This is a genomic window from Rothia sp. 11273D007AR, assembly GCF_053547255.1.
The window spans coordinates 1-26,460 of record NZ_JBPPWJ010000017.1 but is presented as its reverse complement, the minus strand read 5'-3'; the positions used below and the strand labels follow the sequence as shown (position 1 = coordinate 26,460).

The window sequence follows — 26,460 nt, the reverse complement described above, 5'->3', positions numbered from 1 at the left end:
CCCACCAGTTTACTCGCTGCCCTCTTCAACACTCAGCCGGGTTCTGCTGCTGCCCAGATGCCCCTGTTCAAGTAGGCGGTAGCAGGCTTCGATTCGGCGGTGCCACCAGGCGGTGCGTTCGGGGCTGGCTGCTGCCTCTTCGAGGAGCCGGGGGTCAGGGGCGATATCGCGCAGGGGCAGGTAGCCGTCTCGGGCTACGAGGGGGCTGGGGGTGACGTCCTGAGCCAGGAGGGAGACCGTGCCCAGCCCGCACCCGTAGGGCAACTGGGGCAGGGCAGCGGCCAGCGCTGCCCCGGTACGGATGCCGACCGAACTTTCAAGAGCCGATGAGACAACCGCAGGTAGGGCGGCCTGCTCCACTAGCTCTAGGGCCCGTCTGACTCCTCCCAGGGGTGCGGCCTTAATAATCATCAGGTCAGCTGCTCCCAGGCGGGCGACCCGTAACGGGTCATCGGCCTTACGCACAGCCTCATCGGCGGCGATCAGCAGAGGGTTACCCCGGGCCCGCAGTGCCTCGCGCACCCGGGCCAGGCCCTCGATACCCGGCACAGGCTGCTCGGCGTAAAGCAGGTCGTAGTCAGCTAGCTCATTGAGGGCGCGGACGGCCTGGCCCTCCTCCCAGCCGCCGTTGGCGTCAATCTTCAGGCGAGCCCCGGGGCAGGCCGCGCGGACGGCCGCTACCCGGGCCAGGTCCTGGGCCAGGGATTCTTCAAAGGGCAGACCCGCCTCAGCCACCTTGATTTTGATTTCCCGCACCTGCCCCTGGTAGCGGGCTAGCACGTCCTCTACCGCTTGAGCAGGCACCGCGGGCACCGTAGCATTGAGCGGAATGCTGGTACGCAGCGGCTGCGGGTAGGGCAGCCAGGCCGCCTCGATGGCGCAGGCCAGCCAGGCGGACGCCTCTGCCGGCTCGTACTCGGTAAAAGCAGCAAATTCTCCCCAGCCAGCCGGGCCTTGAATCAGGGCGGTTTCACGTAGGCTGACGCCGCGGAACTTCACCCGCATGGGCAGGGCTACGACGCGGGTAGCGGCCAGGATTTCTTCGAGCGGGGGCAGGGCAAAGCCTGGAGTGAGGGCGTGAGCTGTCATGTCTTCTAATCTACTCTTCGGCTTTAGCTGTGGGGTGTAGCTGGGGCGCTCGCGCAACATTAGGGGTTCTCTCAGGAAAGTCCCATGTGAGTTTGCCACAATAGCACTACAGGCTGAGCCTGTTAGCTCTTAGCAGGGCCTAGGGCTGAAATAACAGGTACAGCTTGGTAGGCTCGTTGAGGTGTCTACACGCAGCAGAAAGGTCTTTGGGGATAACTGTGAGTTTTGAGAAGCGCGATTCTAACGCTGTTTCTGGCACACCCGACGATGCCACCGAGGTGCTAACGCCCCAGACCTATAACGACCGCACGGTTGCCCTGCCGACCAGCCCCGGTGACGACGCCACCGAGGTGCTTCCCGCTTCTCGGGTAAGGGCTACTTTTACAGATGATGACGCCACCGTGGTGCTCCCTGCCGCGCCTTCTGCGCCCCAGGGCGAGGTTCTGAAAGCTAAGCTCCAGGCCGGTACCGCCAGTGGCCTGGCGGCAGCTAAAACCGGTTTTGCCGCCGCGCAGGCAGCGGCCCAGGAGGCAGCGCACCGGGTCAAGAAGGAACGTGCCGCCCGGGCGGCGAGCAAGGCCCGCGCCCAAGCGGCGGCCCCGCGTCCGGACGCAGTCAGCGCCCACCGGGCGCCACAGGCTAGCTACGGGGCCCCTGCCGCTGCTCAGCAAGGACGCCCCCGCCCCGGCCACCCGGCGCAGGGCTACGGCCAGGCGCCCTACAGCAGCCAGGCTCACTCAGGGGAGTACTCCCCCTCGGGCCGGTTGCATATGCTCACTCCCTCGCATATTCGGCAGACTCGCCCCTCGCTCTGGACGCTGATCCAGCACTTCTTTGCGGCAGGAACCCTCTTCTGCCTTCTGGTGGCAGCCTTTGTTTTCTTTATTACAACGTCAACCGGCCAGGAGCTCGACGAGATTTCCTTCCAGGAGTTCTCCTACCAGTTCATGACCTACACTGAGCAGACCTCTACCCTGCTCGACTTCATTCCCACCGCCGCCGGTATTACCGCGGCTATCGGCATTCTCTTTGTGCTGCTGTGGAAGCACCGCTTTGTGCCAGCCCTGGTCGGTGTGGCCATTGCCGCCGGTGCTAACCTGACCACCCAGCTGCTGAAGAACTACATCATCGTCAAGCCCAACCTGGGTATTCAGGAGGCCCTGGGTAACTCGGCACCGTCCGGCCACACGACCTTCGCGGCGGCTGCGGGCCTGGCTCTCTTCCTGGCCTCCCCCAAGCGCTTCCGCCCCACCGTGGCCCTGATTAGCATGGTCTTTACGGTAGCGGCCGGCTATTCCACCGTGGTCAATGGCTGGCACCGCCCAGCCGATGTGGTCACAGCTATTCTGGTCACCGGTCTCTGGGGTGTGCTGGGGCTCGTGATTCTGCGTTTCATGCGCTCAGAGGAACTTGATATGAGCGACACCCAGCGATCAGGGCTGATCCTGGTTCCCCTGCTTTCTATCTCAGGGTTCTTCTCGGGTTTCTGCGCCCTGGCCCTCTACTGGGTCACCTACACCAACCCGATTCCCGGCTCTGCCTTTATGGCAGCTATCTGTCTCATCGGGGCGGTAGCGGCTCTGACCACCAGCACGCAGATTGCCCTGCTACGCCCCCAGAATAAGAAGCGCAGTGCCTACCGGAAGGTCTGGGCTTACTAATACAGACTGGATTCAGTTTAAAGACAAGAGCTACCCGGCATTGAGCTGGGTAGCTCTTTCTGTCTCGCGCCTAAGCTTCTGAGCAAATCGTGCGAGGTGCTTCTAACCCTGCCCCAGGGTAATGGGGCCGGTCAGGCCAGAGGCAGCATCCCCCTCAAACGTGACGGTCGAGAGCCCCTGCCCCTCAGCCTCACGGGCTTCGAGCTTCGTGAGACGGTCGAGCAGAATTCGGGTGGATCCCCCCGAATAGGGTAGCTGGTACATGGAGGCTGTCGTTGCCCCCTTGACCTTCTTCAGGGCAGAGTCAGCAATTTTCTGTACGGCGTCTTCCATGGTGTCGGCCATACGCTCGATGAAGGAACTCTCCACCGGGGTGCCGTGCCCGGGAACGAAGATGCGGTAGCGGTCGAGCCCTGCCAGGGTGCGTAGGGTGCTAACCCACAGTTCGGGGTAGGAGTCGTCGAAGGCGGGGTCTGAGCCCTGCTCGATGATGTCACCGGCGAACAGGACGTCGTCTACCCCTACCAGCACGTCGCCGTCGGTGTGGGCCAGGCCCAGGTACATGAGGGTAACGGCCCGCTGGCCCAGTTCTACCCGGGTAAAGGCCGGACGGGTACCGTCGCCGGGCAAGAACCGGGTGGGTACAACAAGCTGGGTGTTGGGGCCAGCCTGGTGGGCCATCTCGGGTTCTAGCACCTCAACGTAAAGACGCTGGCGGTCGCCGTAGCTTTCGATAGCGCGGGCGGCGCGGGGGTGGGCCCAGATGTCGGTGACTCCGTCAGCTGCGAACACGGCGTTGCCCATGAAGCGGTCGAAGTGCGCGTGGGTGTTGACCGCAACCAGAGGAAGCTCGGTGACCCGTCGCACGGCTCTCAGGATCTCGGCTCCCTGACGGGGCCCGGCGCCGGTGTCAACCACCATAGCCTTCTCTGCGCCCACAATCAGACCGGAGTTAAGACGGTAGTTATCCGTTGAGATCTGATAGATACCATCGGCAATTTCAAGAGTTCTAGCCATACTCTCTAAGGTACTTGAAATAAAAGGTGCCTACCGTGTTTACGAGTGGCTAAGCAGTTATTTCTCACCACACTGCCCTTCTTTAACGGTGTTACGCAGGTTGAGCGCAATCTTATGTCATAAAAAGATGTATCACCTTAGCTACCGGCTCATCAGGGGTAGCTGCCCTCAACCCGCTAGCTTCCCCTGGGCACTAGACTAGTGGGGTGATGTCTATCAAAACCGCTCCTGTTCCCGTTCCCTGCGGCCGTTATGCGCCTTCCCCTTCCGGTGACCTGCACCTGGGCAACCTACGCACCGCCCTACTGGCCTGGATGATGGCCCGTACCGCGGGAGGCCGTTTTGTGATGCGGGTGGAGGATTTAGACCGGGTCAAGAAGGGGGCGGCAGAGCGTCAGCTGGCCGACCTTGCCGCCCTGGGCATCGACTGGGACGGGGAGGTGCTCTACCAGTCCACCCGCCTAGATGCCTACGCGGACGCCCTTACCCGTCTGTGCGAGGCCGGGCTAGTTTACGAGTGCTACTGCACCCGCAAAGAAATTCAGGAGGCCTCCAGTGCCCCGCACGGCGCCCCCGGTGCCTACCCCGGCACCTGCCGCAACCTCACCGAGGCAGAAAGGGCTGAGCGCAGGCAGCTGAGGCCGGCGTCCTTGCGCCTCAAAGCCCAGGTGAGCAAATGGACTGTCACCGACCGTTTCACCGGGGAATACACCGACGCTGTCGACGATTTTGTGCTGGTGCGGGCCGACGGGGTCTACGCCTACAACCTGGTGTGCGTGGTTGATGACGACTACCAGGGGGTCACCGAGGTGGTGCGCGGCGATGACCTGCTGCCCTCTGCTCCCCGCCAGGCCTATCTAGCTCACCTATTGGGGTTGCAGGTACCTGCCTACGCCCATGTCCCCCTGGCCCTCAACACCGAGGGCAAGCGCCTGGCTAAACGGGACGGGGCCGTGACCCTCGCCGAGCTCACCGCCGCCGGGGTCAGCACCGACCACATCATGCGTATGATTGCTGCCTCTATTCCGCTGCCCCCGCTCACCGGGGCAAGCGCTGGCGAAAGCGGCCCCCACCTGCCCGAAACCGCCGCTGAGATGCTCTCTGTCTTCAGCCCAGACCGTATCAAGCAGGCCCCCTGGACTGTAGTAGACCCGCTGCTTGAAAGCACCTGCGGGCTTTAGGAGACGCTGTGAACCTCGCTGACCGCATACCGGCCGAACGCCGGGGCACCGCTGCCCTGCTTCTGATCCTCACTGGCTCCCTGGGTATTCAGATTTCAGCTGCGATTGTCTCGGTGCTCTTTACCAGCGTTGGCCCCACCCAGGTCGCCGCCCTGCGTGCTCTGATTGCCGCTGTGGTCCTGTGGGCGCTGGTGCGCCCTAACCCCCTTGCCCTGCGGCGGCGGGACCTTCCCCAGGTGCTGGTCTACGGGCTGGTGCTGACCCTGATGAGCGTCTGTTTCTACAACGCGGTGCACCATATTCCTTTGGGCGTGGCGGTGACCTTTGAATATCTGGGTGCCTTTGTGGTGGCTCTGCTCGGTGTGCGGCGCCTGCGCGACGGGCTCATTGCCTTTTTCGCCCTGGCCGGGGTTGTGATGATTGCCGGGCCTACCCTCGCGGGGGACGCCCACCCCATCGGCTTCATCTGGGCCCTCGGGTCAGCCGCCTCAATGGCCGGCTACACCATCTTCTCGGCCCGCATGGGTTCAGCGTCCGCCGCGACCAGCGGCCTGCGCGGCACCACCATGTCGCTGGCTTTTTCGGCTCTCATCCAGCTTCCCCTATCGGTGCCCGCCATGGCGGGTCTGGACGCGGACGCCTGGTTCAAGCTGGCTCTCTCCGCCATCGTGGGCGTAGCCCTGGCCTATTCTGCCGATAACATCGCCGGGCAGCTGACCAGCGCCGCCGTCATCGGGGTGCTCTTCTCCATCGACCCCGTGGTAGGGGCCATCGTGGGTACCTTCATGCTGGGTGAAGTGCTCTCTACCTGGTCTTACCTGGGCATTGTGCTCATCGCCGCCTCCGGCGCCTACATCGTCTGGCGCACCAACAGGTCAGCCATCGCGGTAACACTGCATACATCGGCCCTACCCGTGATAGATCCACGCTCGCAGAAGCACTCTTAAGAAAAGCTCACCGTTTTTGTACGAAGATTCTAAATAGCTTCAGGCGGCGAGATAGTGTCACCCAGACCCTCAGGGTGTAAGCTAACCCACAGACCAAAACGTGTGCTTCAGTAAACACCTCAAGTAATCTAAACAAGATACTTTAGAGAAACTGCACAAAAGGGTGGGTGCGGTGCCGCACCTCCCAACCTCGCACGTCCTCGCCCACAACCCAAGGGGAGCTCATGAGCAACACCACCTACCAACTGATAGCCCTGGCTATCTACTTCGCCGCCATGGTCGGCATTGGCATCTGGGCCAAGTCCAAGAACAAGAACCTCGACGACTACGTACTGGGCGGGCGCTCCCTCTCCCCCACCGCCGCCGCTCTCTCTGCAGGAGCCTCGGACATGTCAGGCTGGCTACTCATGGGCCTGCCCGGCGCCCTCTACATCACCGGCCTAGCCGAAGCCTGGATCGCAATCGGCCTAACTATCGGCGCCTGGCTCAACTGGAAGTTCGTAGCCCCCCGCCTTCGCGCCTACACCGAAGTCTCCAGCAACTCGGTGACCGTCCCCTCCTTCTTCCACAACCGCCTGCGCGACTCCCGCGGCATCATCCGCATCTTCGCAGCCCTGGTGATTCTGATTTTCTTCACCTTCTACGTCTCCTCCGGCATGGTCGCTGGGGGCGTCTTCTTCCAGTCATCCTTCGGCGGTAACTACCACACCGGCATGCTGCTGGTCGCCGGTATCACCGTTGCCTACACCCTCTTTGGCGGCTTCCTAGGCGCAACCTACACGGACGTTGTGCAGGGTCTACTCATGCTCACCGCTCTGATTGTTCTGCCGATTATGGCGCTGGTTTACGTGGGCGGCTTCTCCGGCCTTGAGAGCACCATCGAGTCCGTTAACCCCACCGCCCTCTCCTTCTTTGCGGGCACCACCGTGTTGGGCATTCTTTCCTCAGCTGCCTGGGGTCTAGGCTACTTCGGCCAGCCCCACATCATCGTGCGCTTCATGGGCCTGCGCTCAGCCCAGGACGCCACCGCCGGCCGCCGCATCGGCATCACCTGGATGATCGCCACCCTGGTCGGTGCCATGAGCGCCGGTCTTATCGGTATCGCCTACTTTGCCCACCACCCCGAAGCGACCCTGACCGACACCACCAATGCTGAGTCAGTCTTCCTGGATATGTCCCAGATTCTGCTCCACCCCCTGCTGGCCGGTTTCGTGCTGGCAGCGGTGCTGGCGGCTATCATGTCAACCCTTTCCTCCCAGCTGATTGTCTGCTCATCTGCCCTGGCTGAAGACCTCTACAAGCTCACCAGCGGCGGCAAGGAACTCTCAGACGCCAAGGGCCTCTGGCTAGGCCGCGCGGGCGTGCTGGTTGTCTCTGTCATCGCAGGTCTGCTGGCCTGGAACCCCGACTCCTCTGTGCTCTCCCTGGTCTCCTTCGCTTGGGCTGGCTTCGGCGCAGCCTTCGGCCCCATCGTGATTCTCTCCCTCTACTGGCGCAAGCTCACCGCACTTGGCGCCGTAGCGGGTATGGTGGCAGGCACCATCACCGTCTTCGTCTGGGGCTACAACGAGGTGCTCTCGGGTTACATGTACGAGATCGTGCCCGGCTTCCTGGTCAACCTGCTCTTTGCCTACCTGGTGTCGGTTGCCACCTACAAGGGTGACTCCGCCACCGCCCGCGAGATCAACGAAGAGTTCGACCGCGCCGTGGAGCTCTCCCGCTAGCAGCTTCGTCTAAGTCAGGACGCCGCACCCCACTCCCCTGCCTGCGGGCAGGGGCGCTGGAGGTAGCGTCCGTCCTTTTCTGCGCCGAGTGTCGTCGAAAGTTTCATCTGCGCGTGCATTGAACGCGCAGATGAAACTTTCAATTACATGCAAGGAACCAGCCCGGGGCACCCCTGGGTAGACTGGTGGCTATGACTAACGAACTTCCTGCCAAGGTTTCTGACATTTTCGACCCCCACCAGTGGCGTCTGGTTGAGGGCTTTGAGGACCTAACCGATATCACCTACCACCGCCAGGTGGAACGCGACGAGGCCGGTGAGATCCTGCGCGACCTACCAACCGTCCGCATCGCCTTTGACCGGCCCGAGGTACGCAACGCCTTCCGCCCCCACACCGTCGATGAACTCTACCGGGTGCTGGATCACGCCCGCATGACCTCCAACGTGGGCACCGTGCTGCTGACCGGCAACGGCCCCTCTGCCAAGGACGGCGGCTGGGCCTTCTGCTCCGGCGGCGACCAGCGCATTCGCGGCCGCGACGGCTACCGCTACGCCGAGGGCGAGACCCGCGATTCGATTGACCCTGCCCGCGCAGGGCGCCTGCACATTCTGGAGGTGCAGCGCCTGATTCGCACCATGCCCAAGGTGGTCATCGCCCTGGTGTCGGGCTGGGCGGCCGGTGGCGGCCACTCCCTGCATGTGGTTGCCGATCTGACCATTGCCTCTGAGGAGTACGGCAAGTTCAAGCAGACCGACGCGACCGTGGGGTCCTTTGACGCCGGCTACGGCTCAGCCCTGCTGGCCCGCCAGGTGGGCCAGAAGTTTGCCCGCGAGATTTTCTTCCTGGCTAAGGAATACGACGCCAAGCGCATGTACGAGATGGGCGCTGTGAATGACGTGGTACCCCACGCCGAGCTGGAGACCAAGGGCCTGGAGTACGCGGCCCACATTGCCCGCCAGTCACCGCAGGCGATTCGTATGCTCAAGTTCGCTTTCAACCTTCCGGACGACGGCATGGTCGGCCAGCAGGTCTTTGCCGGTGAGGCCACCCGCATGGCCTACATGACCGATGAGGCCGTCGAGGGCCGTGACGCCTTCCTCGAGAAGCGCGACCCCAACTGGGAGAACTACCCCTACTACTTCTAGCCGCTCACAGGCGTCCGCGCGCCCGGCTCAGTGCCGCGCAGGCTAAGTGCCCACCAGACTCTCATACTGTCCACCTTCACTGTGGACATTACGAGAGTCTGGTGGGCTTTCGCTGTCTGAGCAAAAGAATAAGACGATACTTCCCCTGCAGCGTGCGGTATTCCAAAGGAAAAACATTAGCTCTTGAAGATACCGCCTCTCAAGCGTACAGTTTTCTGTACAGGAGGTTCTGATGAAAACTATGACCTACACCGAGTCCCGCGCCAACTACGCCCAGGTACTCGATATCGCGGTAGAAGACCTTGAAGAAGTCGTCATCACCAGGGCAGGGCGCGAACCTGCCGTCATTCTTTCACTTGCCGAATACGAATCGCTCAAAGAGACCGCTCACCTCTTACGTTCGCCTGCCAATGCCCGTAAGCTACTCGATGCAATCGATGAACTCGAAGCAGGCGGAGGCTCCAGTCAAGCACTTCTCGAAGATTAGGCAGCAGCGTGGAACTTATCTGGAGCAGTCAGGCCTGGGAAGATTACCTGTGGTGGCAGAGGCAAGATCGCAAGGTTCTCAAAAGAATCAATACCCTACTCAAAGATATCCAACGCAACGGCAACGAAGGTATTGGCAAGCCAGAGGCCCTGCGCAACAACCTCTCCGGCTACTGGTCACGCAGAATTACCGAAGAACACCGGCTGGTCTACAAAATCGTGGGCAACTCTGTGCGCATTGCTGCGGTGAGGTACCACTACGAGTAGGACGCCCCACCCCGTCTTCTCCACGGAAGGTAGGGCGGGGCGTCCTTGCGTTCAGCTCGGGGCTAGGCCTCAGGGCCTGCCATGCGGCGGGCAGCCTTGCGGTTATCGATGGCGCGTTCTTCGAACTCCAGCTCGATGATGCGCAGCTTGTTCTTGCGGTGCCAGGTCAGTAGCACGTTGACCAGAAAGACCAGGAAAACCAGCATGAAGACCAGGTAGGCCAGGCCAATTACAGAAAGAACGGCCTCCCCGGCAGTGGGCACCAGCGGATTAGTAGCAAGTACAGTCATGGTTAGGCTCCCTTGTCGGTGTTACCTGTGGCATTTTCGCCCAGCCCCAGGCGCTTACGAATCACCCGAATTTCGGTCTTATTTTTCTTATGGAACCCCAGGAGCACTACAAAAAAGAGCACCAGCAGGGCCAGATAAAGTAGCAGAATCGCGATTTCTGCACCGGTTACTTCAAGCATGGGTTGGCTCCTATCTCGACCTTGAGAAGCAGAAGGTGTTACCTACAAGATTACCAAGTAGGCATACTATTTGGCAATAATCACCAGGCGTAGACTAAAAAGAGCCATGACACTAGATTCCCTTACCCCGCTCCCTGCACCCGTCCTGCCCGAGCCGGGAGGCGCCGTCCGCGTCGGAGCAAATCAGCCCGCCAGCCCCGCCCAGCAGGTCACCGAAGCCCTGCACACCTTCAGCACCCGCTTTGCAGAGCTAGAGAGAGGGCAGGACGCCCCCGCCCTGGTCGTTACGACCAGCGGCTCCACCGGTGCCCCCAAGCAGACGGTGCTCTCTACCTCGGCGCTACGTGCGTCGGCTCAGGGTACAGAAACAGCCACCGGGACAAGTAGCGCCCAATGGCTCCTGGCTCTGCCCCTACAGTACGTTGCCGGGGCGCAGGTGGTGGCGAGGTCTGCCCTGGCAGGTACCGTCCCCGTCCTGACTGCTTCAGTCAGCGAGGGTGCCCGCTTCACGGCCCAGGATTTCGTCAGCTCCGCCGAAAAACTCTCAGCCCCGCACCGGCTGGTCTCCCTGGTACCCACCCAGCTACACCGCCTGCTCGAAACTCCGGAGGGCACCCTCCGCGAAGAAACCCTCACCGCTCTGCGCTCTTTCTCTGCAATTCTGCTGGGCGGGGCACCGGCCAGCGCCGATCTCATCGCGACCGCCCGCGCCCTGGAGCTCCCCGTAGTACGCACCTACGGGTCGGCCGAAACCGCCGGGGGCTGCGTCTACGAGGGCAAGCCGTTGCCGGGCGTCCGCGTGCAGATAGAAGCCGATGCCGCCGACCCACAAGCTCCCGGGCGTATCTGGCTGGGCGGGCCAACCATCGCCAGCGGCTACGCCAATGACCCTCAACGCACCGCCGCCCACTTCTTTGTAGACGGTCAGGGAACCCGCTGGTACCGCACCGACGATCTGGGCACCCAAGACCTGCGCACCGGAGCCCTCACCGTAGCGGGTCGCGCCGACGACGTGCTCATTTCCGGCGGTATCAAAACCAGCGCGGCAGCCGTAGCTACCGCCCTCGAAAGTCACCCGGCTGTGCGCGAAGCCCTGGTCGCCGGCCTTCCAGATGCCCGCTGGGGTACCGCCATCACCGCCGCCGTCACCCTGGTGGCGGGCAGCAGCGCACGCGCTTCTGAGCTTGCGGACGCCCTCCCCCAGCTGGTGGCAGAAAAGCTGGGGACGGCGTCCGCCCCCAAACTCGTTAAGGTGCTCCCTGAGCTGCCGACTCTTCCCACCGGCAAGCCTGACCGGCGGGCGGTACAGGCCCTCCTAACAGCGGCCTGGCAGGCCCAGCAGGGCGGCCGGGGCACATCACGCGGCAGCTAGCGGGCACCAACCGCTAAAAAGTGAGAGAATGGTGTGTATTTGTGGCGGCACAACGCCAGGTAAACATTTGGGCTGATAAGGAGCAAGGCAGTGGCAACGGTTGCACAGTGGATTGAGGGGGCGCGCCTGCGCACGCTCCCCCTGGCGGCAGCTCCTATTATTGCGGGGTCTGCGGCGGCCTACGAGGTGCACCAGTTCAAGCCCGTCCGCGCCCTATTGGCCTTCTTGGTGGCCTTCTTCTTGCAGGTGGGCGTCAACTACGCCAACGACTACTCCGACGGTATTAAGGGCACGGACGAGGTGCGCGTAGGTCCCCTGCGCCTGGTCGGCTCGGGCGTCGCCAAGCCCTCCCACGTGAAGATGGCGGCCTTTATCTGCTTTGGTCTGGCGGGGGTCAGCGGTCTAGCCCTGATTATGCTCTCGCAGCAGTGGTGGTTCCTGGCTATCGGTGCCTCGGCTGTGCTGGCGGCCTGGGGTTACACCGGCGGCAAGCACCCCTACGGTTACATGGGCCTGGGCGATATTTTCGTCTTTATCTACTTTGGCCTGGTCGCCACCCTCGGCACCATGTTTACCCAGAGCAACCAGCTGACCCTGAGCTCCTGGGTCTTCGCCGTCGCCCTGGGGCTTTTCTCCTGTGCCCTGCTGATGGCTAATAACGTACGCGATATTCCCACCGACATTGAGGCGGGTAAGAAGACCCTGGCGGTGCGCCTGGGCGACCGCGCTTCGCGCATCACCTACGCCGTAGAGATGGGCCTGGGTCTGGCCCTGACCGCCCTGCTGGTTCCGCAGAACCCCTGGTACGCCCTGGCCTTTATTCTGATTGGGCCGGTCGTTCATTCGGCCCTGGTGGTGCTCTCGGGTGCCCTGGGACGCGACTTGATTCCGGTGCTTAAGCAGGCTGGCATCATTGCCCTCATTTATTCACTGCTCATTGCCCTAGCGGTAGCCCTGCACCCGCTTGAAATCTTTGCTGAGCGGGCCACCGTCTTTACCGGCTACTAAAGGCCCTGGCTACGGCGGGCTGCTTCGTCCAGCTCGTCTTCAATCGCCTGGTTTTCGTCTTCAACGGTCGTTTTCTTGGGCTTGTTCTTGCGGCGAATCATCCGGTTAAAGTCGGCAGCTGCGGCGTCGTGCAGGCGGGGGAAGGCCAGGTAGCAGATGGCGAAGCCGATGAGCGCGCCGAAGATGATGGCCAGGATGAAGCCCACGCCAAAGTAGTAGGAGGCGAAGAAGGCGGCAGCTGAGAACAGCAGGCGGAGCAGGGAGTACTTCAGAAAATTCACCCCTTCATTCTACCCAACCCGCTGCGGGCAGGGTCTGCGCGGCGGGCACCTGCTCAGCTGGCACGCTGTGAGCGCACAAAGAGGGGTGGGCGGGCCTGTTCATGGAAAAATGGTGGTATGGGTAGAGCTATTTTGATTATTGGCGGCGCCGCTCTTCTGCTGGGCGTGTGGATTTATTCGATTCTGGATGCCGCCCAGACCGACCGTTTGCGCGTTCGCACCCTGCCCAAGGGGGCCTGGCTTGCTGTGCTGGTGCTCTTTCCGCTGCTGGGGTCGGTGCTGTGGTTCTGGCTGGGGCGGCCGCGCGGGTCGCGCCACGGGTCTTTTGGGGCGCCTACTACCAAACCGCCGGTGGCTCCCGATGATGACCCTGAGTTTTTGAAGTTCTTGGAGGCCCGGGCCCGGCGCGAGCGCCAGGACGCCGAGTGGCAGGAACGCAAGAAGCGTAAGGACGCCGGTGGGCAGGGCTCTGCCCAGGGCGAGGAGGCCACTGAGCCGGACGACGAGTCCTAGTTTTTTCGAACCCCACGTTTTGTCACGAGCCCCACGGTTTACAGGTGGGACTCGTGACAAAGTGTGGGGTTCGCTCTTATTTCTTGGCCTGGCGGTAGGCCCGGTAGTGCCTTCTAGTTTCAAGTACACCCCCGATGACAATGACAACTAGGAGTGGCAGGCGCCAGGTCAAGCTAGCGTAGTCATCGGTCGTGTAAAGTCCGTAGCCCCATAGACCGAATATCGCGAGCATGAGTAGGGAGTGCAGGTAAAGCCGGTAGGGTCTGACCTTCTTTTGCTCTGAGAGGGAACGGGCATAGACTACCGGGTGGCCGAATTCTTCCAGGTAGCTACTACCGCTTTCATACGCATGCTCTTTGACCCTGGAAACTTCTTCGCGCACGCGAGCGTCTGAGATATCGCCACGCCCCCTCAGCTCCTGCTTGAATCGAGCAAGCCAGGTTTCATCGTCCTGGTAATCTTCTTCCTCATCTAGACCTGTAACCTGCGGGGGTGAGGGCAGCAGGAAGCCCACAGCTGTTCCCAAAACACCCAACCCCAGGGCAGCCACTAGGTGGGCCCAGCTGGGAAAGCGCTGGGTGAAAACCTCGTAGGAGGCAAATAAACCAAGCCCGATAGCTGCTGAGCCAGCCAGAATAACGAGCGCTGTCAGAAGTACGGCAGCGGTAAAGCCAAATTTTTTACGGCTGTGTTGGAAGGTAACGAGCTGAGCAAGCAAAAGCATGCCCAAGGCCCCGGGAAGAAGATAGAAGCCCAGCGGCTGGGAGCTCGGCCTGTCGCTGGGTAGAACGCTGACAACCCAGAAAAGAATGCTAAAGAACGCCCCGGTCAAGAAACCTGCCACCATTACTTCTTTGAGGGCCCATGGCTCGTCTTCGGAAAAAGCCTGGGTCCCCTTTTCGCGCCAGGTGGTGATTTTTTCTGCGGCCCATTCCTGAGGGCTACCGTAGAGGTCGGTGGCGCTTTGGCCGGTTTCAGCCACCTGGCGGATGATGCCGTTGAGGGCGCTTTCGCTGGTGACTGCTTTGACACCGTTTGTAGCGAGGGTCGCAAAGGCAGTTTGTACCCAGTCTTTGTCTGCCGGGTTGTCGCTGGCTTCTTCGATTGCGGCGGTCAGGCGTTCGTAGGGGTTGTTTGCCATGTCTCCTCCTTGAGTCATATAGAAACGTCTGGTGGGTTTAGGCTCCAAGGGCGCTAGTGAGCCGGGCCAGGGTAGCTCGTTCGTCGGCGAGCTGGCGGGCGCCTGCGTCCGTCAGCCGGTACTGGCGGCGGGCGGGGCCGCTCTCCCCTTCCGTCCAGCTGGTGGTGACGTACCCGGCTTCTTCGAGCTTGGAAAGAGCCGGGTAGAGGGAGCCGCCGCGCAGGCGTCCGTAGCCCATCTCTTCCAGGCGGGTAGCCAGGCCGTAGCCGTGCAGGTTTTCTTGAGCCAGGCAGGCCAGGACGGCGGTGGGCAAGGTTGCCCGCACCAGGGCCGGCGGGTAGGTAGTGGGGTTCATGGGCACCTCCTTCTGTACCTAAGTACAACATCTACCTAGATAGGTTTCAAGACTTTTGTCGATTATTACCGAACAGCACCTACGCAGAAGCCCCCGCACACAATGTGCGGGGGCTTCTTTGAACCTGTGGAAAAGCGTCAGCGATAAACCGGTTTACAGACCTGAGTAGGAGTGCAGGCCCGAGAAGTACACGTTGACCACGGTGAAGTTGAAGATGATACAGAGGTAGCCTGCGATAGAGAGCCAGGCGCTGGGCGGGCCTGACCAGCCGCGGGTCGCGCGGGCGTGCAGGTAGGCGGCATAGACCACCCAGATGATGAAGGTCCAGACTTCCTTGGTGTCCCAGCCCCAGTAGCGGCCCCAGGCTTTCTCGGCCCAGATGGCGCCGGCACCCAGGGTGAAGGTCCACATGGCAAAGCCCACGGTGTTGAGGCGGAAGGAGAAGTTTTCCAGGGCGGTGGATGAGGGGATCAGACGCATGAAGCCCAGGCGCACCAGGGAGCTGTCGGTGCCCTCAATGATCTGACGTTCGCGGGCGGTCTGCACCAGCTGCAGGACTGCCATGGCGAAGGTGATGGTGAAGATGGCTGAAGCGAGTACGGCAATGGATACGTGGATGACCAGCCAGTAGGACTGTAGGGCGGGCACCAGCTGACCTACAGGGGTGGGGTAGGCGATGGTGGCTGCGGTCATCATGGTCAGGGCGAGGCCAGAGACCAGGGTGCCTACAAAGCGCAGGTCGCGGAAGATGAGGAAGCCCAGGTAGACCACGACTACGAGCAGGGCGCCGGTGGTGCAGAACTCGTACATGTTGCCCCAGGGCACGCGGTTAGCGGCGAAGGCGCGGGAGAGCACACCGGCTAGGTGGATGAGGCAGCCCAGGGCCAGGATGACCACACCGGCGCGGGCGGCGGGGCGGCGTTCGCCGGTGCCGTAGCGCATTTCTGAGTCGGCAACGTGGCCGGAGATTTTAGCGGCTGCTGACCGCTTGTAGCCCATACCGCGGGCGCCGGTGCCCTGTTCGGTGCCGGTGATGCGGGCAGATCGGGCGTTCTTGACGGCTGTGCCCGCGCCCACGAGTTCCTTTTCAGGTTCGGGGGCATTGGCTGCTTCTAGGCGCTTGGTGGTGCGGGAGTGGGCAGCGACGTCCCAGGCGAAGGCGACGAAGGCAACCATGTAGGTGATGGCTGCTAGGTACATGAAGAGTTCGCTCCAGCGGGCGAGCTCTATGTTGACTTCTGACATGGTGTTCTCACTTCACAGGTTGAGGTAGGGCGCGGACGCCGGTGCCCGGCCGGGTTGCCCCGGGGCGGGCGGTGGGTAGGTTAGGCTTCATCAAATTCTAGTCCCCACCGCTCTGCGAAGAGGTCGGTGAGTTTGTCGGCTTCGGTGGCGAGGCGGGGGTCTTCGCCGCGGGCCAGGAGGCCGTATTCGACGGTGAGTACGCGGTCTGGCCCGGTGCCGCTTTCGGTGGCTCGTACCCAGACGCGGCGGCGGGCGACGAAGACCGAGATCAGCAGGCCGCCAAAGAGCAGGGTTGCTGAGACCAGGGCGATCGGGCGACCGGGGTCTGACCTGATCTCAATGCCAGCGTAGCGCTTAACACCCAGGAATTCGATAGTTCCGTGGCCATCGGGCAGGGTGGCGGTGTTGTTGCTGGCATCGAGCACAATGCCGTTACCGGCGGCCATGGTGTTGAGCGGGGTCAGGCTATCAACGTCGAGTACGTACACGTTCTGGGGCACGCCGTTATCAAGCCCGAGGTCGCCCGCGTAGCTTTGGAGCACCAGCATGGGGTTAAGCAGGTCTGAGTCGATAGAGGTGGGGGCGCTGCCGGTGGTGCGTTCGCCGGTGGGCAGGAACATGCCGACGAAGCCCAGCTGGTCGGGGTGGGCGTCCGGAACCTTCAGCACGATAGATGAGAGGTAGCTACGGCCCGAGGGTAGGCCCACCACGGGCCCCTCGTAGGCAACAGAGCCGTCAGTGTTGGTGATACGGACGACCGGCGAGTAACCGTTGCCCAGCAGGTAGATAGAGGTTCCCTCAAAGTAGATGGGTTCATTGACTCTGAGGGTCTGCTCGCGCTGTTCACCGTCTGCACTGGTGAGGGTGAAGTCAGCTTCGTAGTTGATATCTGAGCCGTAGGTGGGTGAGCCTTCCTGGCGGTCGTATTCGACGGTCAGGTTGTTGAGGGTGGCTGAGTAGGGCACCAGCCAGTCGGGGTTGTAGTTGGTGCCGGGGCTGAAGGAGTCATAGGCGACCAGGGAGTTGACGAAGGTTTCGTCCTCGGTCACCACGCGCTGGCCGCTGTAGCCAAAGAGGGAGCCAAGCGCTACCGCAATCAGCACGCCGATCATGGCCAGGTGGAAGAGAATGTTTCCCAGTTCGCGCAGGTAGCCGCGTTCAGCAGCAACGTTCACGACTCCCGGAGCTTCTTCGCGCACCTCGATACGGTAGTGGCGCTTTTTCAGCACGGCCGCAGCGTCCTCAATAGCGCGGGAGGCTGTTAGCTCCCCGGCACCCGCGCCTACCGGAATGGTGAGGGTGCGGTGCTGGGGTAGGCGGGAGAAGTTCTTGGGGGTGCGGGCGGGCCCTGACCGCATGGCTTGATAATGCTTGGTAGCGCGGGGAAGCACGCAGCCAATCAGGGACACAAAGAGCAGAATATAGATAGCCGCAAACCAGACCGACGAGAAGACGTCAAAGAGCTGGAGCTTATCAGCGATAGGGCCCCAGGTGGGGTGCACCTCGATGTAGTCGGCTACAGCGGCGGGGTCCTGAATACGCTGGGGAAAGACCGAACCGGGCACAGCGGCGACCGCCAGCATGAGCAGCAGGAAGAGGGCGGTGTTCATCTTGGTCAGCTGCGTCCAGGCCCAGCGGAGCATTTCCAGCGGGCCTAGGGCCGGGGCGTCCTGAGTCTCTGCCATGTTTTCCTTGCTATCTTCGGTTCGGTGCGTCAGTGTGGGGTGTGTTTAGATGGGGAGTTCGTAGACCGGCATGCTGGCCTGGAACCAGGACATCAGCTGCGTCCAGAGGCCGGTCGCCAGAAGCAGGCCGATGATGATGAGCATGATGCCGCCCAGGCGCTGGAGCAGGAGTCGGTTTCGGCGGGCCCAGCCCATGGTGTTGACGCCGCGGGCAACGCCCAGCGCCACGAGCAGGAAGGGGATGCCTAGTCCCAAGCAGTAGGCCAGGGTCAGAAGCACCGCCTTGGTGTTATCGGAGCCTCCGGTATAGACCAGGGTCTGCACGGCCGCGAAGGTCGGGCCGATACAGGGGGCCCAGCCCAGACCAAAGGTGATGCCCAGAATCGGTGCGCCCCAGAGGCCGGCCGGGGGTTTGGCTTCAATTTTGCGGTCGCGTTGGAAGAAGTCGAAGCGGCCCATGAAGACCAGACCCATCACAATCACTAGCAGGCCCAACACCAGGTTGACCCAGCCCTGCCCGCGTAGCCAGGGGGCCGCCCCTAGCTGGGCTAGGACCACAGACATGAGCACGAAGATAAACGAGAAGCCCAGCACAAACAGGCCGATACCGGTAACCATGCGCAGATTGCGGCGGCGGGGGCTCATCTCTCCCCCCGATAGGCCGGTCACGTAGCCCAGGTAGCCCGGCACCAGCGGTAGCACGCAGGGGGAGGCAAACGAGACTAGGCCCGCCAGTGCCGCAAGGGGCAGGGCGAGCCAGAGGGAGCCGTCGAGAACGATATTGCCGAAGCTAGGCACTGACCTGGTCTTCGAGCAGGGTGCCCAGCACAGACTTGTCGATTTGCCCCAGAATACGGGCCGCTACGCGCCCTTCAGCGTCGAGGACGACCGTGGTCGGCACCGCCTGGGCAGGCACGTACTTGCTCATGGCAAGCAGCACCTTGCCGGTCACGTCGCGGAAGGAGGGGTAGGGCACGGAGAAGTTCTTCTCAAAAGCCTCAGCGGTCCCCTTTTCGTCGCGCACGTTGGCCCCGTAGAAGGCGACCTTCTCACCGTAGGTGTCGTGCAGTTCGTTGAGCCAGGGAGCTTCCACGCGACAGGGGGCGCACCCTGCGTACCAGAAGTTCAGCAGCACGGGCTTACCGCGCAGGTCTGCGGCTGAGACGACGGTGCCGTCAAAGAGCTCGCTTTCGAAGTCAACGGGTTCACCGCGCTCACCAGCAGCGTATTCGGTGACGCTACCATCACCGGCGATGTAGCCCTTGGAATCTCCGGCATCTGCCTGGGCAGCCAGGGAGTCCTGGCTTGATGAGCAGGCAGAGAGCAGGCCAACAGTTCCTAAAGCGGCGATGCTCAGGGCCTGTTTGCGGCTCACACGTAGGGGGAAAGAGGTAGACATGAATTACAGGTCTTTCAGGTCAGTGTAATGTGCGCTTACAGTCGGTGCCATTATGACCCCGGTAACTGAATAACACCTGAATAGAGCTCGGCAGCAGGCTCAACATAGGAGAGTTTTGGCTTGCCAGGGGCGAAAATATTGGGGAAGGTAAAACTTGTAATGGAAGCTAAATTGCACTGGCGGCTGCGCGGGTCGTGCGGCAGCGCCCCGCCCTCTACAGAGGTGCGGGCCATCCAGATGGGTAGCTGGTGCGAGACAATAATCGCCTCAGCGCCGTCCCCGCCCTTCTCGTAGGCGGTGCGGGCGGCGTCCTTAATAGCCTCAGCCATGCGCGTTACCTGGTCCCGGTAGGGTTCACCCCAGGACGGACGCAGGGGGTTGAGCAGGTGCTTCCAGTGGCGGGGGTTGCCCAGCAGCTCCTGCTTATTCACGTGCAGGCCCTCAAAATAGTTCCCGGCCTCAATCACGCGCTCATCGGGCTGGGCGACCAGGCCCAGCAGTTCCTCGATGGGGGCAGCCGACTCGCGGGTGCGGGTGAGCGGGGAGCAGACCAGGTGCACGATGTTGGCACCGGCGTCCGCGCGGCGCTTGAACTCTTCGGCAGACAGGCGCACCATCTTCTGACCCGTCTCAGACAGGTGGTAGTTGGGCAGACGCCCATACACGATACGGTCGGGGTTGTGCACCTCGCCGTGGCGCATCAGGTGCACGGTGACAGTTGCCGAAGAAGTATTCATATCTCTAGTCTCTCAAACCTAGTCAGTAAGCGCTAACCAGCAACCCCGCCGGTTTACTCCGCCAGTTTCTTCTCAATAATCTTCGCCAGGCGTTTGGCATTGACCTGCCAGAAGTCCTTAACCTCACCATCAACCCGCAGCACCGGGATCTCGGTGCGGTGACGCTCCAACAGGTCGGGGTGCTCTTCAACGTTGATTTCTGTATAGGTCAGCCCGTAGCTGCCTACCACCTGGCCGGTCGTCTCCCGAGCAGCTTCGCACAGATGGCAGCCGGGCTTAGTGAGCAGTTCAATGAGTGGTGTAGCCATTACTCCACTCTAACCCGCCGCTCCCCCACGAGGCGAGCGGGCTCGTCCGCCCCGAAAAGTCCGGTGATACAGCGCGAGCCCCGCACCGAAACAGGTGCGGGGCTCGCGGTGAAGAATTTACTTCTTGTTGCGGCGCTGGTGGCGAGTCTTGCGAAGAAGCTTGCGGTGCTTCTTCTTAGACATACGCTTGCGGCGCTTCTTGATAACTGAACCCATTGGATTCACCTCACTTATTAAATAGTGGTCGATACCCGGCCGACAGCAACCACCCGGGGGCGGTAGGTCGGTAGCTATCCGGGCGCTATACCGGTATAAACGCTCCAAAGCACGCATAAAGGGCATAGCAATACCCTCGGCGTGAAAAAACGCTCTCTCCCAAGCCTACAGGGTAAGAGGACTTTTCGCTCCCTGTTCACCGGCAAGTGAGAGCATTTTCTCGTTTTATCTACCGCCTAGCGGTCGCTGGTGGCGTATTCGTACCCCTCGCGCAGGGTAGCGGCCTCTTCTTCGGGATCCCCCTCCGCATCGGCGTCAAAGAGTTCTTCGTCGGCTTCAGTATTGCCCTGAACGGGGGCGCTTTTACGGAAACCAAAATATCCAACAACGTCAAAACGCTTTTTGGAGGGCTGATTTCTGTCGCCCTGCGGGGCTACGGCTTTAGCACCATCGCTGGCAGTTTCTTCCCTTGCGTCCTGCGACTCGGGGGCCTCGCTGGCCGTGGGCGTCTCGGCTTCCTGGGAGGCTGCTGCCCCGGGGTCAGGGCTGGCGGCAGAGCTAGCGGCGCGGACGACCGGGCTCACCGTCCCTCGCTTCCGGCGGCTTACGCTCTTGGCAGGGGGCAAATCTGCTGTAGGGGCTACTTCGATAGGTTGGATGGTGGTGAGAGCTTCAAAGAGCTCAGGCTCAATGGGGCCGCCCCAGTCTTCTGGAACCAACTCCTGGGTCTCTACCTCAATGGGTTCAAGATTGACCCCGCTACCGCCCTGATTCGAGGTATCAAGATCTACCGGGTGGCCCGCTTCAGCAAAACGCTCCTGCAAGTTAGCCTTGAGCAGGGTCTGGGCTAGCGCTGCGTCACCGGAGCGGGCAGCATCGACAATAGCCCGGTACTCCATACGCAGGCGAGACGACGTAGCGCTCCACAGCGGCACCTGGCTGACAAGCTCAAAGCGGGCCTCAATCATGGCATCACGCAGGGTGGCTAGCAGAGCAGAGATAAGGGCATTGCCCGATAGCCTTCCGAGTTGGATATGGAAATCCGCTTCGAGCTCGTGGAAATCACTCAGGCTAGTAGCATCGTCCTGCATAACCTCAACGATACGGTCGAGCTCTTCAAAGGCGGTCTGGTCGAAGGCGGGCCCGGCCAGCGCGTAGCTTTCAAGAAGTAGGCAGGTCGATAGGAGGTCTTGCCGAGGAGAACGAGAGCTCGCCAAATAAAGGCTGACGGCTGGCCCGGCAGAAGCTGCCGGTTCCCGCACCAGCTGGGCGATAATGCTTTTCTTGCGCCCCTCATAGAGCCTCAGCACTCCGATTTCTTCGCAGTGCTTAAGGCTCTCCCGCATATGGTTCTGGCTGATCCCCACTTCATGGGCCAGTACCCTGTCATCGGGCAAACTATCGCCCAGGTGCAGGGTCTGGTTAATCAGTTCATTCTCGATCCAGTCGAGAAGCTGCTGGTGGTGTGCCATACAGTCTTACGGTGTCCTTTGAAACTAGCAGTGTGTTAGGGCAGGAGCCTAGCGGGAGCTACGGCGGCCCCAGCGGGTAAGATTGGCCAGCAATCCGCGATCATCGCCGGTTTCTTCACCGGCAGGGCTGTAGGCCTGAGAGTCAGTAACTCTAGCACGAGCCTCGGAGTCAGCCACCACCTGACGGATAGCTTCCTGAGCAGCGACCTCCTGACTCACAGCTTCCTGGCTCTCCTGGCTCTCCTGGCTCTCCTGGCTCTCTACGATGTCTTCGTCCACCCGGTTATCGAGCACGGGGGTAAAGGGGGTCAGCGGGGTAAAGGTAATACCGGCGGTGTTGGGGTGGGGCACGTCAACGACCGGAGCGGGCGCCTCTTCCGGCTCCTCGGGAATAGAAGCGGTTTCAGGCTCAGCAGCGGGGGCAGCCAGCAAACCATCTACCCAGTCGGTAACGGTGGTGAGGGGAGTGGGGGTAATAGAGTAAAAACGCTTTTGGCCCACGGCTTCAGTTTCGACCAGACCGGCGGTACGCAGCACTTTGAGGTGCTTGGATACGGTGGGCTGACTGACGCCCAGCTCCTCAACCAGTTCGCCAACGGCCAGTCGTTCGACGGCTAGTGCCTGGAGGATGTGTCGCCGCGTGGGGTCAGCGATAACAGCAAATACGTCGTCTTTCATACTGACATCTTTACACATATATACCCACAATTGCATGTTTGACCAGCAGAAATGGGGACACTCATCGTCTATGCCCAGCTAGCACACAGAAATTTTGGGTCCAACGTTACGCCTCGACACTCTATCGCACCCGTAGCTAGTCGTACCAGGGGTCAAGGCCCCATAGGGGGAATACTTCCTTGCGGGTGGCCATAATGCTACGGTCTACGCTGCTGGCTGGGTCATAGCCAACCTCCCAGGAATACCACCAGAGGTCCACGGGATCCCCCATCATGGTAGGCACCTTGGTACCATACTTTTCAAGCATATAAGCCTGCCATGATTCCGGAGTTGGCATATTTATATCGAGGGGCTGCCCGGCCGCCACCGCAATAAGGTGGCTCCAGGAGCGGGGCACAGCGTTATAGATGGAGTAGCCCCCTCCCCCGGTGGCAATCCATCGCCCCTCGCACAGCTCGTCCGCCAGAAGGGAGATATGGGCGGCAATTTCCCGCTGACCGTTGATGCTGATATTCAGGTGCGACATGTCATCGGCCAGGTGGGAGTCACAGCCGTGCTGGCTGACGATCACCTCGGGCTGGAACTGCCGCAGAAGGCTAGGGACCACAGCGTCAAAAGCTCGAAGCCACCCTGAATCGGTGGTACTTTCGGGCATGGCAATATTGACCGAGGTTCCTGCTGCCGTCCCTTCGGGACCCACTTCGTTGGCGAAACCCGTACCGGGAAAGAGAGTCATGCCACTCTCGTGCAGGGAAATGGTCATGACATTAGGGTTATCCCAGAAGATACTTTGTGTACCGTCCCCGTGGTGAGCGTCCACATCGATGTAAACGACCCGTTGCACTCCCGCTTCAAGTAGACGAGCTATGCCCACAGCGCAGTCGTTATAAATACAGAAACCGCTGGCATGGTCGCGTGAGGCGTGGTGCATGCCTCCGCCAAAATTAACCGCGTGCTTGACCTTGCCACTCAAGATAGCTTCGGCAGCCTGGTAGGTGCCACCGGCAAGTCGGGCGGAAGCCTCGTGCACCCCCTCAAACCCGGGGGTATCTTCGGTGCCCAGGCCACAGCTGGCGATGGTCAGCGTGGGGTCGGCGCTGATTTTTTGAACCGCGTCGATATAGGGGTAGTCGTGGGCCAGCATAAGCTGATGCACGGTAGCAATTTCGGGCTCTTCAAGCTCTACCTGCGGGAGGTCAAAAATCCCAAGGTCCCGAGCCAGCGTAGCCGTGGCATCGAGTCGCGAGGGGTGCATGGGGTGATAGTCGCCAAAATAGTAGTTGGCCATGGCAGGGGTCCAGAGCACACGCACGTCGGTGGGCGTGAGGCTGTCGATAATAGCCACCAGCACTACCTCCTTTGGTAAGTTGAGTCACACTTACCATTAAACACATAAAAACTCTGCGGGCACCACACCCCGCTTGTATGACACGCAGACTACGCTAGAGACGGCAGAAGAAAGCGAGGTGAAGAACGTGGGCAAAATTGTGCGCAAGGTCCAGGAGCGCAAGCGGGTTCTGGACGCCATGGAACAGGGGCAGCTGGAGTACCAGCAGCTCCTTAAGATTGTTAAGTTTTCGGCAGCCTTTCAGGCTCGCTTGGCCCACCTGCGCGACCTGGTAGACCGCCTCTTTGGGTCGTCGTCCTCGCGTATTGCCATTGCAGCCTTCTTGCTGGTCATTATTTTCTTCTCGCTCATGCTCTACACCCCCTGGGCCTCACGCGATGGCCAGCAGGTGGAGTTCCACCACGCTGTTTTTACGGCGACTAGTGCCGTGACCGTCACAGGTCTCACCACGGTTTCTACCGCCGAACAGTGGACCTTCTTTGGCCAGCTCATGATTCTCTTAGGATCGCAGATTGGCGGCCTCGGCACGCTCACCCTCACTTCCATCCTGGCGCTGGCGGTAGGGCGCAAGCTGGGGTTGCGCTCCAAAATTATCGCCCAGGAATCCCTCAATATCGGACGCCTGGGTGAAGTAGGTTCAGTTCTTCGCACCGTGGCCTTTACCTCCATCGCCATTGAGGGTCTGATCGCCTTCACGCTCATCCCCCGCTTCCTGGTATTGGGGGAGCCCCTCTGGCAGGCAGTCTGGCACGGCGTCTTCTATGCGGTCTCGTCCTTCAACAACGCGGGCTTCACCCCCCACTCAGACGGTATTGTGCCCTACGGCCACGATCTCTGGATTCTCTTCCCTATTGCCCTGGGCGTGATGGTGGGATCCCTCGGCTTCCCTGTCATTCTGGTGCTGCGCAACAACCTGCGCTTTAGTAAATGGAATCTTAACGCCAAGCTCACCATCATCGGCACGCTGGTGCTCTTCTTTCTGGGCTCTTTTGCCTGGGGCGCCCTAGAGTGGGGCAACGACCGCACCATCGGTGCCATGGGCGCGGGCGACAAAGCACTCAACGCCGCCTTCGCATCCATCATGACCCGCTCCGGAGGCTTCAATCTGGTTGACATGGCAGATATCCACCCCGTCACCATGCTGCTCACCGACGTACTCATGTTCATCGGCGGCGGCTCCGCATCTACCGCAGGCGGCATCAAAATCACCACCATTACCGTGGTCTTCCTGGCGATTCTGGCAGAAGCCCGCGGCGACCACTTCGTCGTTGCTTTCAACCGCACCATCCCCGACGCCGTCCTGCGCATCGCTATCTCCGTCATCATGATGAGCTTCATGTTCGTGCTAGCTGGCACCACCGCCATCATGCTGATTGGCAACGTCGGCCTCGACCGGGCCCTCTTTGAGGTTATCTCAGCTTACGCGACCTGCGGCCTATCCACAGGGCTCTCAGCTGAGCTGCCGCCGTCCGGAACCTACATTCTTTCTGTCCTCATGCTCATTGGCCGTATCGGCACCATCACCGTAGCCACCGGCTTGGCGATGCGCTCCCGTCGCCGCCTCTACAAGTTCCCCGAAGAAAGGCCCATCATTGGCTAGAAAAGACTTCCGCCCAGCCCACAGCGCCCCCGTGCTGGTGATTGGCCTAGGACGCTTTGGGTCGGCTACCGCTGCCCAGCTCGTCCGCCAGAATAAAGAGGTTCTTGCTGTTGAGAAAGACCCCGTCCTGGTGCAGAAATGGTCGGGCGATCTCACCTACGTGGTGGAGGCCGACGCCACCGATATGAATGCCCTGCGTCAGCTGGGGGCCCAGGACTTTACCGCCGCCGTAGTGGGTGTGGGCACCTCTGTGGAGGCCTCGGTGCTGATTACCGCCAACCTGGTGGACCTGGGCATTGAGCGCATTTGGGCTAAAGCTATCACCCCTTCTCATGGCAAGATTCTCTCCCGTATTGGAGCACACCGGGTTGTTTACCCGGAGTCGGACGCCGGGGTACGAGCAGCCCACCTGGTCTCCGGGCGCCTACTGGACTTTATCGAGTTCGATGACGATTTCGCCATCGTCAAGATGTACCCACCCAAGGAGACCCACGGCTTCACCCTGGCAGAGTCTGATGTGCGGTCTAAATACGGGGTGACCATTGTGGGGGTAAAATCACCGGGTGAAGAAATTACCTACGCAACCCCCGACACCCGGGTTTCTTCACGCGATTTATTAATCGTTTCAGGCCAGGTAGATCTTATTGAAAGATTTGCCGCACGACCCTAACAGGTTTATACCTACAAGAAGCGGTTGACCATACCCTATACCCACCTGAGCATAGAAACCACCCAGGTGTCTTCCAAAATAATTCGTCTTTTTTCAGATTTCAGGGTGCATAAACTTAAAAACTGGCATATAGTTGTAACTACCTCTAAAGGTGCGAGTGATTACTGAACGGTCCGCGAACCCGTTCAAGTAGCTCAAGGCCTGAAGATTCCCAGATGGTTCCCCCTAATCCCATCTGCTTCAGGTGGCGAGCCTTCTCTTGAAGCCGGATCCCTACCGGTGAAAGAGAAAGCTAAAGGCCAGTCCGATTCCCTACGGACTGGCCTTTAGTGTATCTAGACTACTTTCACAGACAAAAGGGGTTATAGGCAGAAAAGTGTGTCCCACCCCGGGCGCGTCACCCACCACGACCACCCCAACCACGCCGCACCACCACACCCTCACCC

29 protein-coding genes are annotated in these 26,460 nt (G+C 61.1%); 12 read left to right on the top strand and 17 right to left on the bottom strand.

Annotation, left to right across the window (positions count from 1 at the left end; all coding sequences use genetic code 11):
- Nucleotides 1-9 precede the first annotated feature (9 nt).
- Nucleotides 10-1,089, bottom strand: coding sequence for an o-succinylbenzoate synthase (locus ACED88_RS09635; protein WP_449109459.1), 1,080 nt, complete (start codon nt 1,087-1,089; stop codon nt 10-12).
- Nucleotides 1,090-1,307: 218 nt separating this feature from the next.
- On the opposite strand from ACED88_RS09635, the gene ACED88_RS09630 reads away from it, so the two are divergent.
- Complete coding sequence (locus ACED88_RS09630) at nt 1,308-2,750, top strand: phosphatase PAP2 family protein (RefSeq protein WP_449109458.1); 1,443 nt, start codon at nt 1,308-1,310, stop codon at nt 2,748-2,750.
- A gap of 102 nt (nt 2,751-2,852) precedes the next feature.
- Here the strand turns inward: ACED88_RS09630 and ACED88_RS09625 are convergent, their stop codons facing one another.
- Complete coding sequence (locus ACED88_RS09625) at nt 2,853-3,767, bottom strand: MBL fold metallo-hydrolase (RefSeq protein WP_237199588.1); 915 nt, start codon at nt 3,765-3,767, stop codon at nt 2,853-2,855.
- 209 nt (nt 3,768-3,976) lie between these two features.
- On the opposite strand from ACED88_RS09625, the gene gluQRS reads away from it, so the two are divergent.
- From gluQRS to ACED88_RS09595, 6 genes are all read left to right on the top strand, one after another.
- Nucleotides 3,977-4,948: a tRNA glutamyl-Q(34) synthetase GluQRS gene (gene gluQRS, locus ACED88_RS09620; protein WP_449109457.1), complete on the top strand. Its 972-nt coding sequence runs from the start codon at nt 3,977-3,979 to the stop codon at nt 4,946-4,948.
- An 8-nt stretch (nt 4,949-4,956) separates the two neighbouring features.
- A complete protein-coding gene (locus ACED88_RS09615) occupies nt 4,957-5,895 on the top strand; it encodes an EamA family transporter (RefSeq protein ID WP_449109456.1) in 939 nt (312 codons plus the stop codon).
- Between the two features lie 224 nt (nt 5,896-6,119).
- On the top strand, nt 6,120-7,619 hold the full coding sequence (putP, locus tag ACED88_RS09610; RefSeq protein WP_449109455.1) for a sodium/proline symporter PutP: 1,500 nt from the start codon (nt 6,120-6,122) through the stop codon (nt 7,617-7,619).
- Between the two features lie 191 nt (nt 7,620-7,810).
- Nucleotides 7,811-8,764 carry a 1,4-dihydroxy-2-naphthoyl-CoA synthase gene (locus ACED88_RS09605; protein ID WP_449109454.1) on the top strand — a complete coding sequence of 318 codons (954 nt, stop codon included), beginning with the start codon at nt 7,811-7,813 and terminating at the stop codon, nt 8,762-8,764.
- A 232-nt stretch (nt 8,765-8,996) separates the two neighbouring features.
- Nucleotides 8,997-9,251, top strand: a complete 255-nt coding sequence (locus tag ACED88_RS09600; RefSeq protein ID WP_185174196.1) for a type II toxin-antitoxin system Phd/YefM family antitoxin — start codon at nt 8,997-8,999, stop codon at nt 9,249-9,251.
- A gap of 8 nt (nt 9,252-9,259) precedes the next feature.
- On the top strand, nt 9,260-9,517 hold the full coding sequence (locus tag ACED88_RS09595; protein ID WP_185174195.1) for a Txe/YoeB family addiction module toxin: 258 nt from the start codon (nt 9,260-9,262) through the stop codon (nt 9,515-9,517).
- Nucleotides 9,518-9,579: 62 nt separating this feature from the next.
- Here the strand turns inward: ACED88_RS09595 and ACED88_RS09590 are convergent, their stop codons facing one another.
- Both ACED88_RS09590 and ACED88_RS09585 read right to left on the bottom strand, forming a co-directional pair.
- A complete protein-coding gene (locus ACED88_RS09590) occupies nt 9,580-9,807 on the bottom strand; it encodes a hypothetical protein (RefSeq protein WP_237199593.1) in 228 nt (75 codons plus the stop codon).
- Nucleotides 9,808-9,809: 2 nt separating this feature from the next.
- On the bottom strand, nt 9,810-9,986 hold the full coding sequence (locus ACED88_RS09585) for a hypothetical protein (protein WP_237184993.1): 177 nt from the start codon (nt 9,984-9,986) through the stop codon (nt 9,810-9,812).
- A 106-nt stretch (nt 9,987-10,092) separates the two neighbouring features.
- Between ACED88_RS09585 and ACED88_RS09580 the strand changes: the two genes are divergently transcribed.
- Entirely contained in the window at nt 10,093-11,358 is a 1,266-nt protein-coding gene (locus ACED88_RS09580) for an AMP-binding protein (protein WP_449109453.1), read from the top strand.
- A gap of 90 nt (nt 11,359-11,448) precedes the next feature.
- On the top strand, nt 11,449-12,366 hold the full coding sequence (locus ACED88_RS09575; RefSeq protein WP_449109452.1) for a 1,4-dihydroxy-2-naphthoate polyprenyltransferase: 918 nt from the start codon (nt 11,449-11,451) through the stop codon (nt 12,364-12,366).
- Here ACED88_RS09575 and ACED88_RS09570 read toward each other — a convergent pair.
- Nucleotides 12,363-12,647 (bottom strand): DUF4229 domain-containing protein, encoded by a 285-nt coding sequence (locus ACED88_RS09570; protein WP_431464828.1) that lies wholly within the window; start codon nt 12,645-12,647, stop codon nt 12,363-12,365. The genes ACED88_RS09575 and ACED88_RS09570 overlap by 4 nt on opposite strands.
- Nucleotides 12,648-12,764: 117 nt before the next feature.
- Here ACED88_RS09570 and ACED88_RS09565 point away from each other — a divergent pair, with 117 nt between their 5' ends.
- Nucleotides 12,765-13,160, top strand: coding sequence for a PLD nuclease N-terminal domain-containing protein (locus ACED88_RS09565; protein WP_449109451.1), 396 nt, complete (start codon nt 12,765-12,767; stop codon nt 13,158-13,160).
- A 76-nt stretch (nt 13,161-13,236) separates the two neighbouring features.
- Here the strand turns inward: ACED88_RS09565 and ACED88_RS09560 are convergent, their stop codons facing one another.
- The 12 genes from ACED88_RS09560 to ACED88_RS09505 form a co-directional block, all read right to left on the bottom strand.
- On the bottom strand, nt 13,237-14,301 hold the full coding sequence (locus tag ACED88_RS09560) for a hypothetical protein (protein ID WP_449109450.1): 1,065 nt from the start codon (nt 14,299-14,301) through the stop codon (nt 13,237-13,239).
- 37 nt (nt 14,302-14,338) lie between these two features.
- Nucleotides 14,339-14,656, bottom strand: a complete 318-nt coding sequence (locus ACED88_RS09555) for a PadR family transcriptional regulator (protein ID WP_449109449.1) — start codon at nt 14,654-14,656, stop codon at nt 14,339-14,341.
- 153 nt (nt 14,657-14,809) lie between these two features.
- On the bottom strand, nt 14,810-15,901 hold the full coding sequence (ccsB, locus tag ACED88_RS09550) for a c-type cytochrome biogenesis protein CcsB (protein WP_449109448.1): 1,092 nt from the start codon (nt 15,899-15,901) through the stop codon (nt 14,810-14,812).
- Between the two features lie 80 nt (nt 15,902-15,981).
- A complete protein-coding gene (resB, locus tag ACED88_RS09545) occupies nt 15,982-17,586 on the bottom strand; it encodes a cytochrome c biogenesis protein ResB (protein WP_449109447.1) in 1,605 nt (534 codons plus the stop codon).
- Nucleotides 17,587-17,631: 45 nt separating this feature from the next.
- Nucleotides 17,632-18,384, bottom strand: a complete 753-nt coding sequence (locus ACED88_RS09540) for a cytochrome c biogenesis CcdA family protein (protein ID WP_185174184.1) — start codon at nt 18,382-18,384, stop codon at nt 17,632-17,634.
- On the bottom strand, nt 18,377-18,985 hold the full coding sequence (locus ACED88_RS09535) for a TlpA family protein disulfide reductase (protein WP_377128179.1): 609 nt from the start codon (nt 18,983-18,985) through the stop codon (nt 18,377-18,379). The genes ACED88_RS09540 and ACED88_RS09535 overlap by 8 nt, the downstream gene beginning before the upstream one ends.
- A 50-nt stretch (nt 18,986-19,035) precedes the next feature.
- Nucleotides 19,036-19,722: a histidine phosphatase family protein gene (locus ACED88_RS09530; RefSeq protein WP_237199603.1), complete on the bottom strand. Its 687-nt coding sequence runs from the start codon at nt 19,720-19,722 to the stop codon at nt 19,036-19,038.
- Between the two features lie 53 nt (nt 19,723-19,775).
- Nucleotides 19,776-20,030: a glutaredoxin family protein gene (locus tag ACED88_RS09525; protein ID WP_449107594.1), complete on the bottom strand. Its 255-nt coding sequence runs from the start codon at nt 20,028-20,030 to the stop codon at nt 19,776-19,778.
- Between the two features lie 117 nt (nt 20,031-20,147).
- The gene (locus ACED88_RS09520) at nt 20,148-20,246 is read right to left on the bottom strand and encodes a 30S ribosomal protein bS22 (protein WP_005504750.1); all 99 of its coding nucleotides are present in this window, start codon (nt 20,244-20,246) and stop codon (nt 20,148-20,150) included.
- Between the two features lie 236 nt (nt 20,247-20,482).
- Nucleotides 20,483-21,718, bottom strand: a complete 1,236-nt coding sequence (locus ACED88_RS09515) for an FCD domain-containing protein (protein ID WP_449109446.1) — start codon at nt 21,716-21,718, stop codon at nt 20,483-20,485.
- A gap of 48 nt (nt 21,719-21,766) precedes the next feature.
- On the bottom strand, nt 21,767-22,396 hold the full coding sequence (locus ACED88_RS09510; RefSeq protein WP_449109445.1) for an ArsR/SmtB family transcription factor: 630 nt from the start codon (nt 22,394-22,396) through the stop codon (nt 21,767-21,769).
- Between the two features lie 136 nt (nt 22,397-22,532).
- The gene (locus ACED88_RS09505; RefSeq protein ID WP_449109468.1) at nt 22,533-23,684 is read right to left on the bottom strand and encodes an acetoin utilization protein AcuC; all 1,152 of its coding nucleotides are present in this window, start codon (nt 23,682-23,684) and stop codon (nt 22,533-22,535) included.
- A 187-nt stretch (nt 23,685-23,871) separates the two neighbouring features.
- Here ACED88_RS09505 and ACED88_RS09500 point away from each other — a divergent pair, with 187 nt between their 5' ends.
- Both ACED88_RS09500 and ACED88_RS09495 read left to right on the top strand, forming a co-directional pair.
- Complete coding sequence (locus ACED88_RS09500) at nt 23,872-25,344, top strand: TrkH family potassium uptake protein (protein ID WP_449109467.1); 1,473 nt, start codon at nt 23,872-23,874, stop codon at nt 25,342-25,344.
- Complete coding sequence (locus tag ACED88_RS09495) at nt 25,337-26,014, top strand: potassium channel family protein (protein WP_185174178.1); 678 nt, start codon at nt 25,337-25,339, stop codon at nt 26,012-26,014. The genes ACED88_RS09500 and ACED88_RS09495 overlap by 8 nt, the downstream gene beginning before the upstream one ends.
- Nucleotides 26,015-26,460: the final 446 nt, after the last annotated feature.

What these genes read in the sequence shown, in the direction of transcription:
- ccsB (WP_449109448.1), bottom strand. Translation starts at nt 15,901, where the DNA reads ATGTCAGAAGTCAACATAGAGCTCGCCCGCTGGAGCGAACTCTTCATG.
- ACED88_RS09590 (WP_237199593.1), bottom strand. Translation starts at nt 9,807, where the DNA reads ATGACTGTACTTGCTACTAATCCGCTGGTGCCCACTGCCGGGGAGGCC.
- resB (WP_449109447.1), bottom strand. Translation starts at nt 17,586, where the DNA reads ATGGCAGAGACTCAGGACGCCCCGGCCCTAGGCCCGCTGGAAATGCTC.
- ACED88_RS09510 (WP_449109445.1), bottom strand. Translation starts at nt 22,396, where the DNA reads ATGAAAGACGACGTATTTGCTGTTATCGCTGACCCCACGCGGCGACAC.
- ACED88_RS09600 (WP_185174196.1), top strand. Translation starts at nt 8,997, where the DNA reads ATGAAAACTATGACCTACACCGAGTCCCGCGCCAACTACGCCCAGGTA.
- ACED88_RS09565 (WP_449109451.1), top strand. Translation starts at nt 12,765, where the DNA reads ATGGGTAGAGCTATTTTGATTATTGGCGGCGCCGCTCTTCTGCTGGGC.
- ACED88_RS09635 (WP_449109459.1), bottom strand. Translation starts at nt 1,089, where the DNA reads ATGACAGCTCACGCCCTCACTCCAGGCTTTGCCCTGCCCCCGCTCGAA.
- ACED88_RS09505 (WP_449109468.1), bottom strand. Translation starts at nt 23,684, where the DNA reads ATGGCCAACTACTATTTTGGCGACTATCACCCCATGCACCCCTCGCGA.
- ACED88_RS09560 (WP_449109450.1), bottom strand. Translation starts at nt 14,301, where the DNA reads ATGGCAAACAACCCCTACGAACGCCTGACCGCCGCAATCGAAGAAGCC.
- ACED88_RS09520 (WP_005504750.1), bottom strand. Translation starts at nt 20,246, where the DNA reads ATGGGTTCAGTTATCAAGAAGCGCCGCAAGCGTATGTCTAAGAAGAAG.
- putP (WP_449109455.1), top strand. Translation starts at nt 6,120, where the DNA reads ATGAGCAACACCACCTACCAACTGATAGCCCTGGCTATCTACTTCGCC.
- ACED88_RS09530 (WP_237199603.1), bottom strand. Translation starts at nt 19,722, where the DNA reads ATGAATACTTCTTCGGCAACTGTCACCGTGCACCTGATGCGCCACGGC.
- ACED88_RS09625 (WP_237199588.1), bottom strand. Translation starts at nt 3,767, where the DNA reads ATGGCTAGAACTCTTGAAATTGCCGATGGTATCTATCAGATCTCAACG.
- gluQRS (WP_449109457.1), top strand. Translation starts at nt 3,977, where the DNA reads ATGTCTATCAAAACCGCTCCTGTTCCCGTTCCCTGCGGCCGTTATGCG.
- ACED88_RS09525 (WP_449107594.1), bottom strand. Translation starts at nt 20,030, where the DNA reads ATGGCTACACCACTCATTGAACTGCTCACTAAGCCCGGCTGCCATCTG.
- ACED88_RS09580 (WP_449109453.1), top strand. Translation starts at nt 10,093, where the DNA reads ATGACACTAGATTCCCTTACCCCGCTCCCTGCACCCGTCCTGCCCGAG.
- ACED88_RS09605 (WP_449109454.1), top strand. Translation starts at nt 7,811, where the DNA reads ATGACTAACGAACTTCCTGCCAAGGTTTCTGACATTTTCGACCCCCAC.
- ACED88_RS09585 (WP_237184993.1), bottom strand. Translation starts at nt 9,986, where the DNA reads ATGCTTGAAGTAACCGGTGCAGAAATCGCGATTCTGCTACTTTATCTG.
- ACED88_RS09535 (WP_377128179.1), bottom strand. Translation starts at nt 18,985, where the DNA reads ATGTCTACCTCTTTCCCCCTACGTGTGAGCCGCAAACAGGCCCTGAGC.
- ACED88_RS09555 (WP_449109449.1), bottom strand. Translation starts at nt 14,656, where the DNA reads ATGAACCCCACTACCTACCCGCCGGCCCTGGTGCGGGCAACCTTGCCC.
- ACED88_RS09515 (WP_449109446.1), bottom strand. Translation starts at nt 21,718, where the DNA reads ATGGCACACCACCAGCAGCTTCTCGACTGGATCGAGAATGAACTGATT.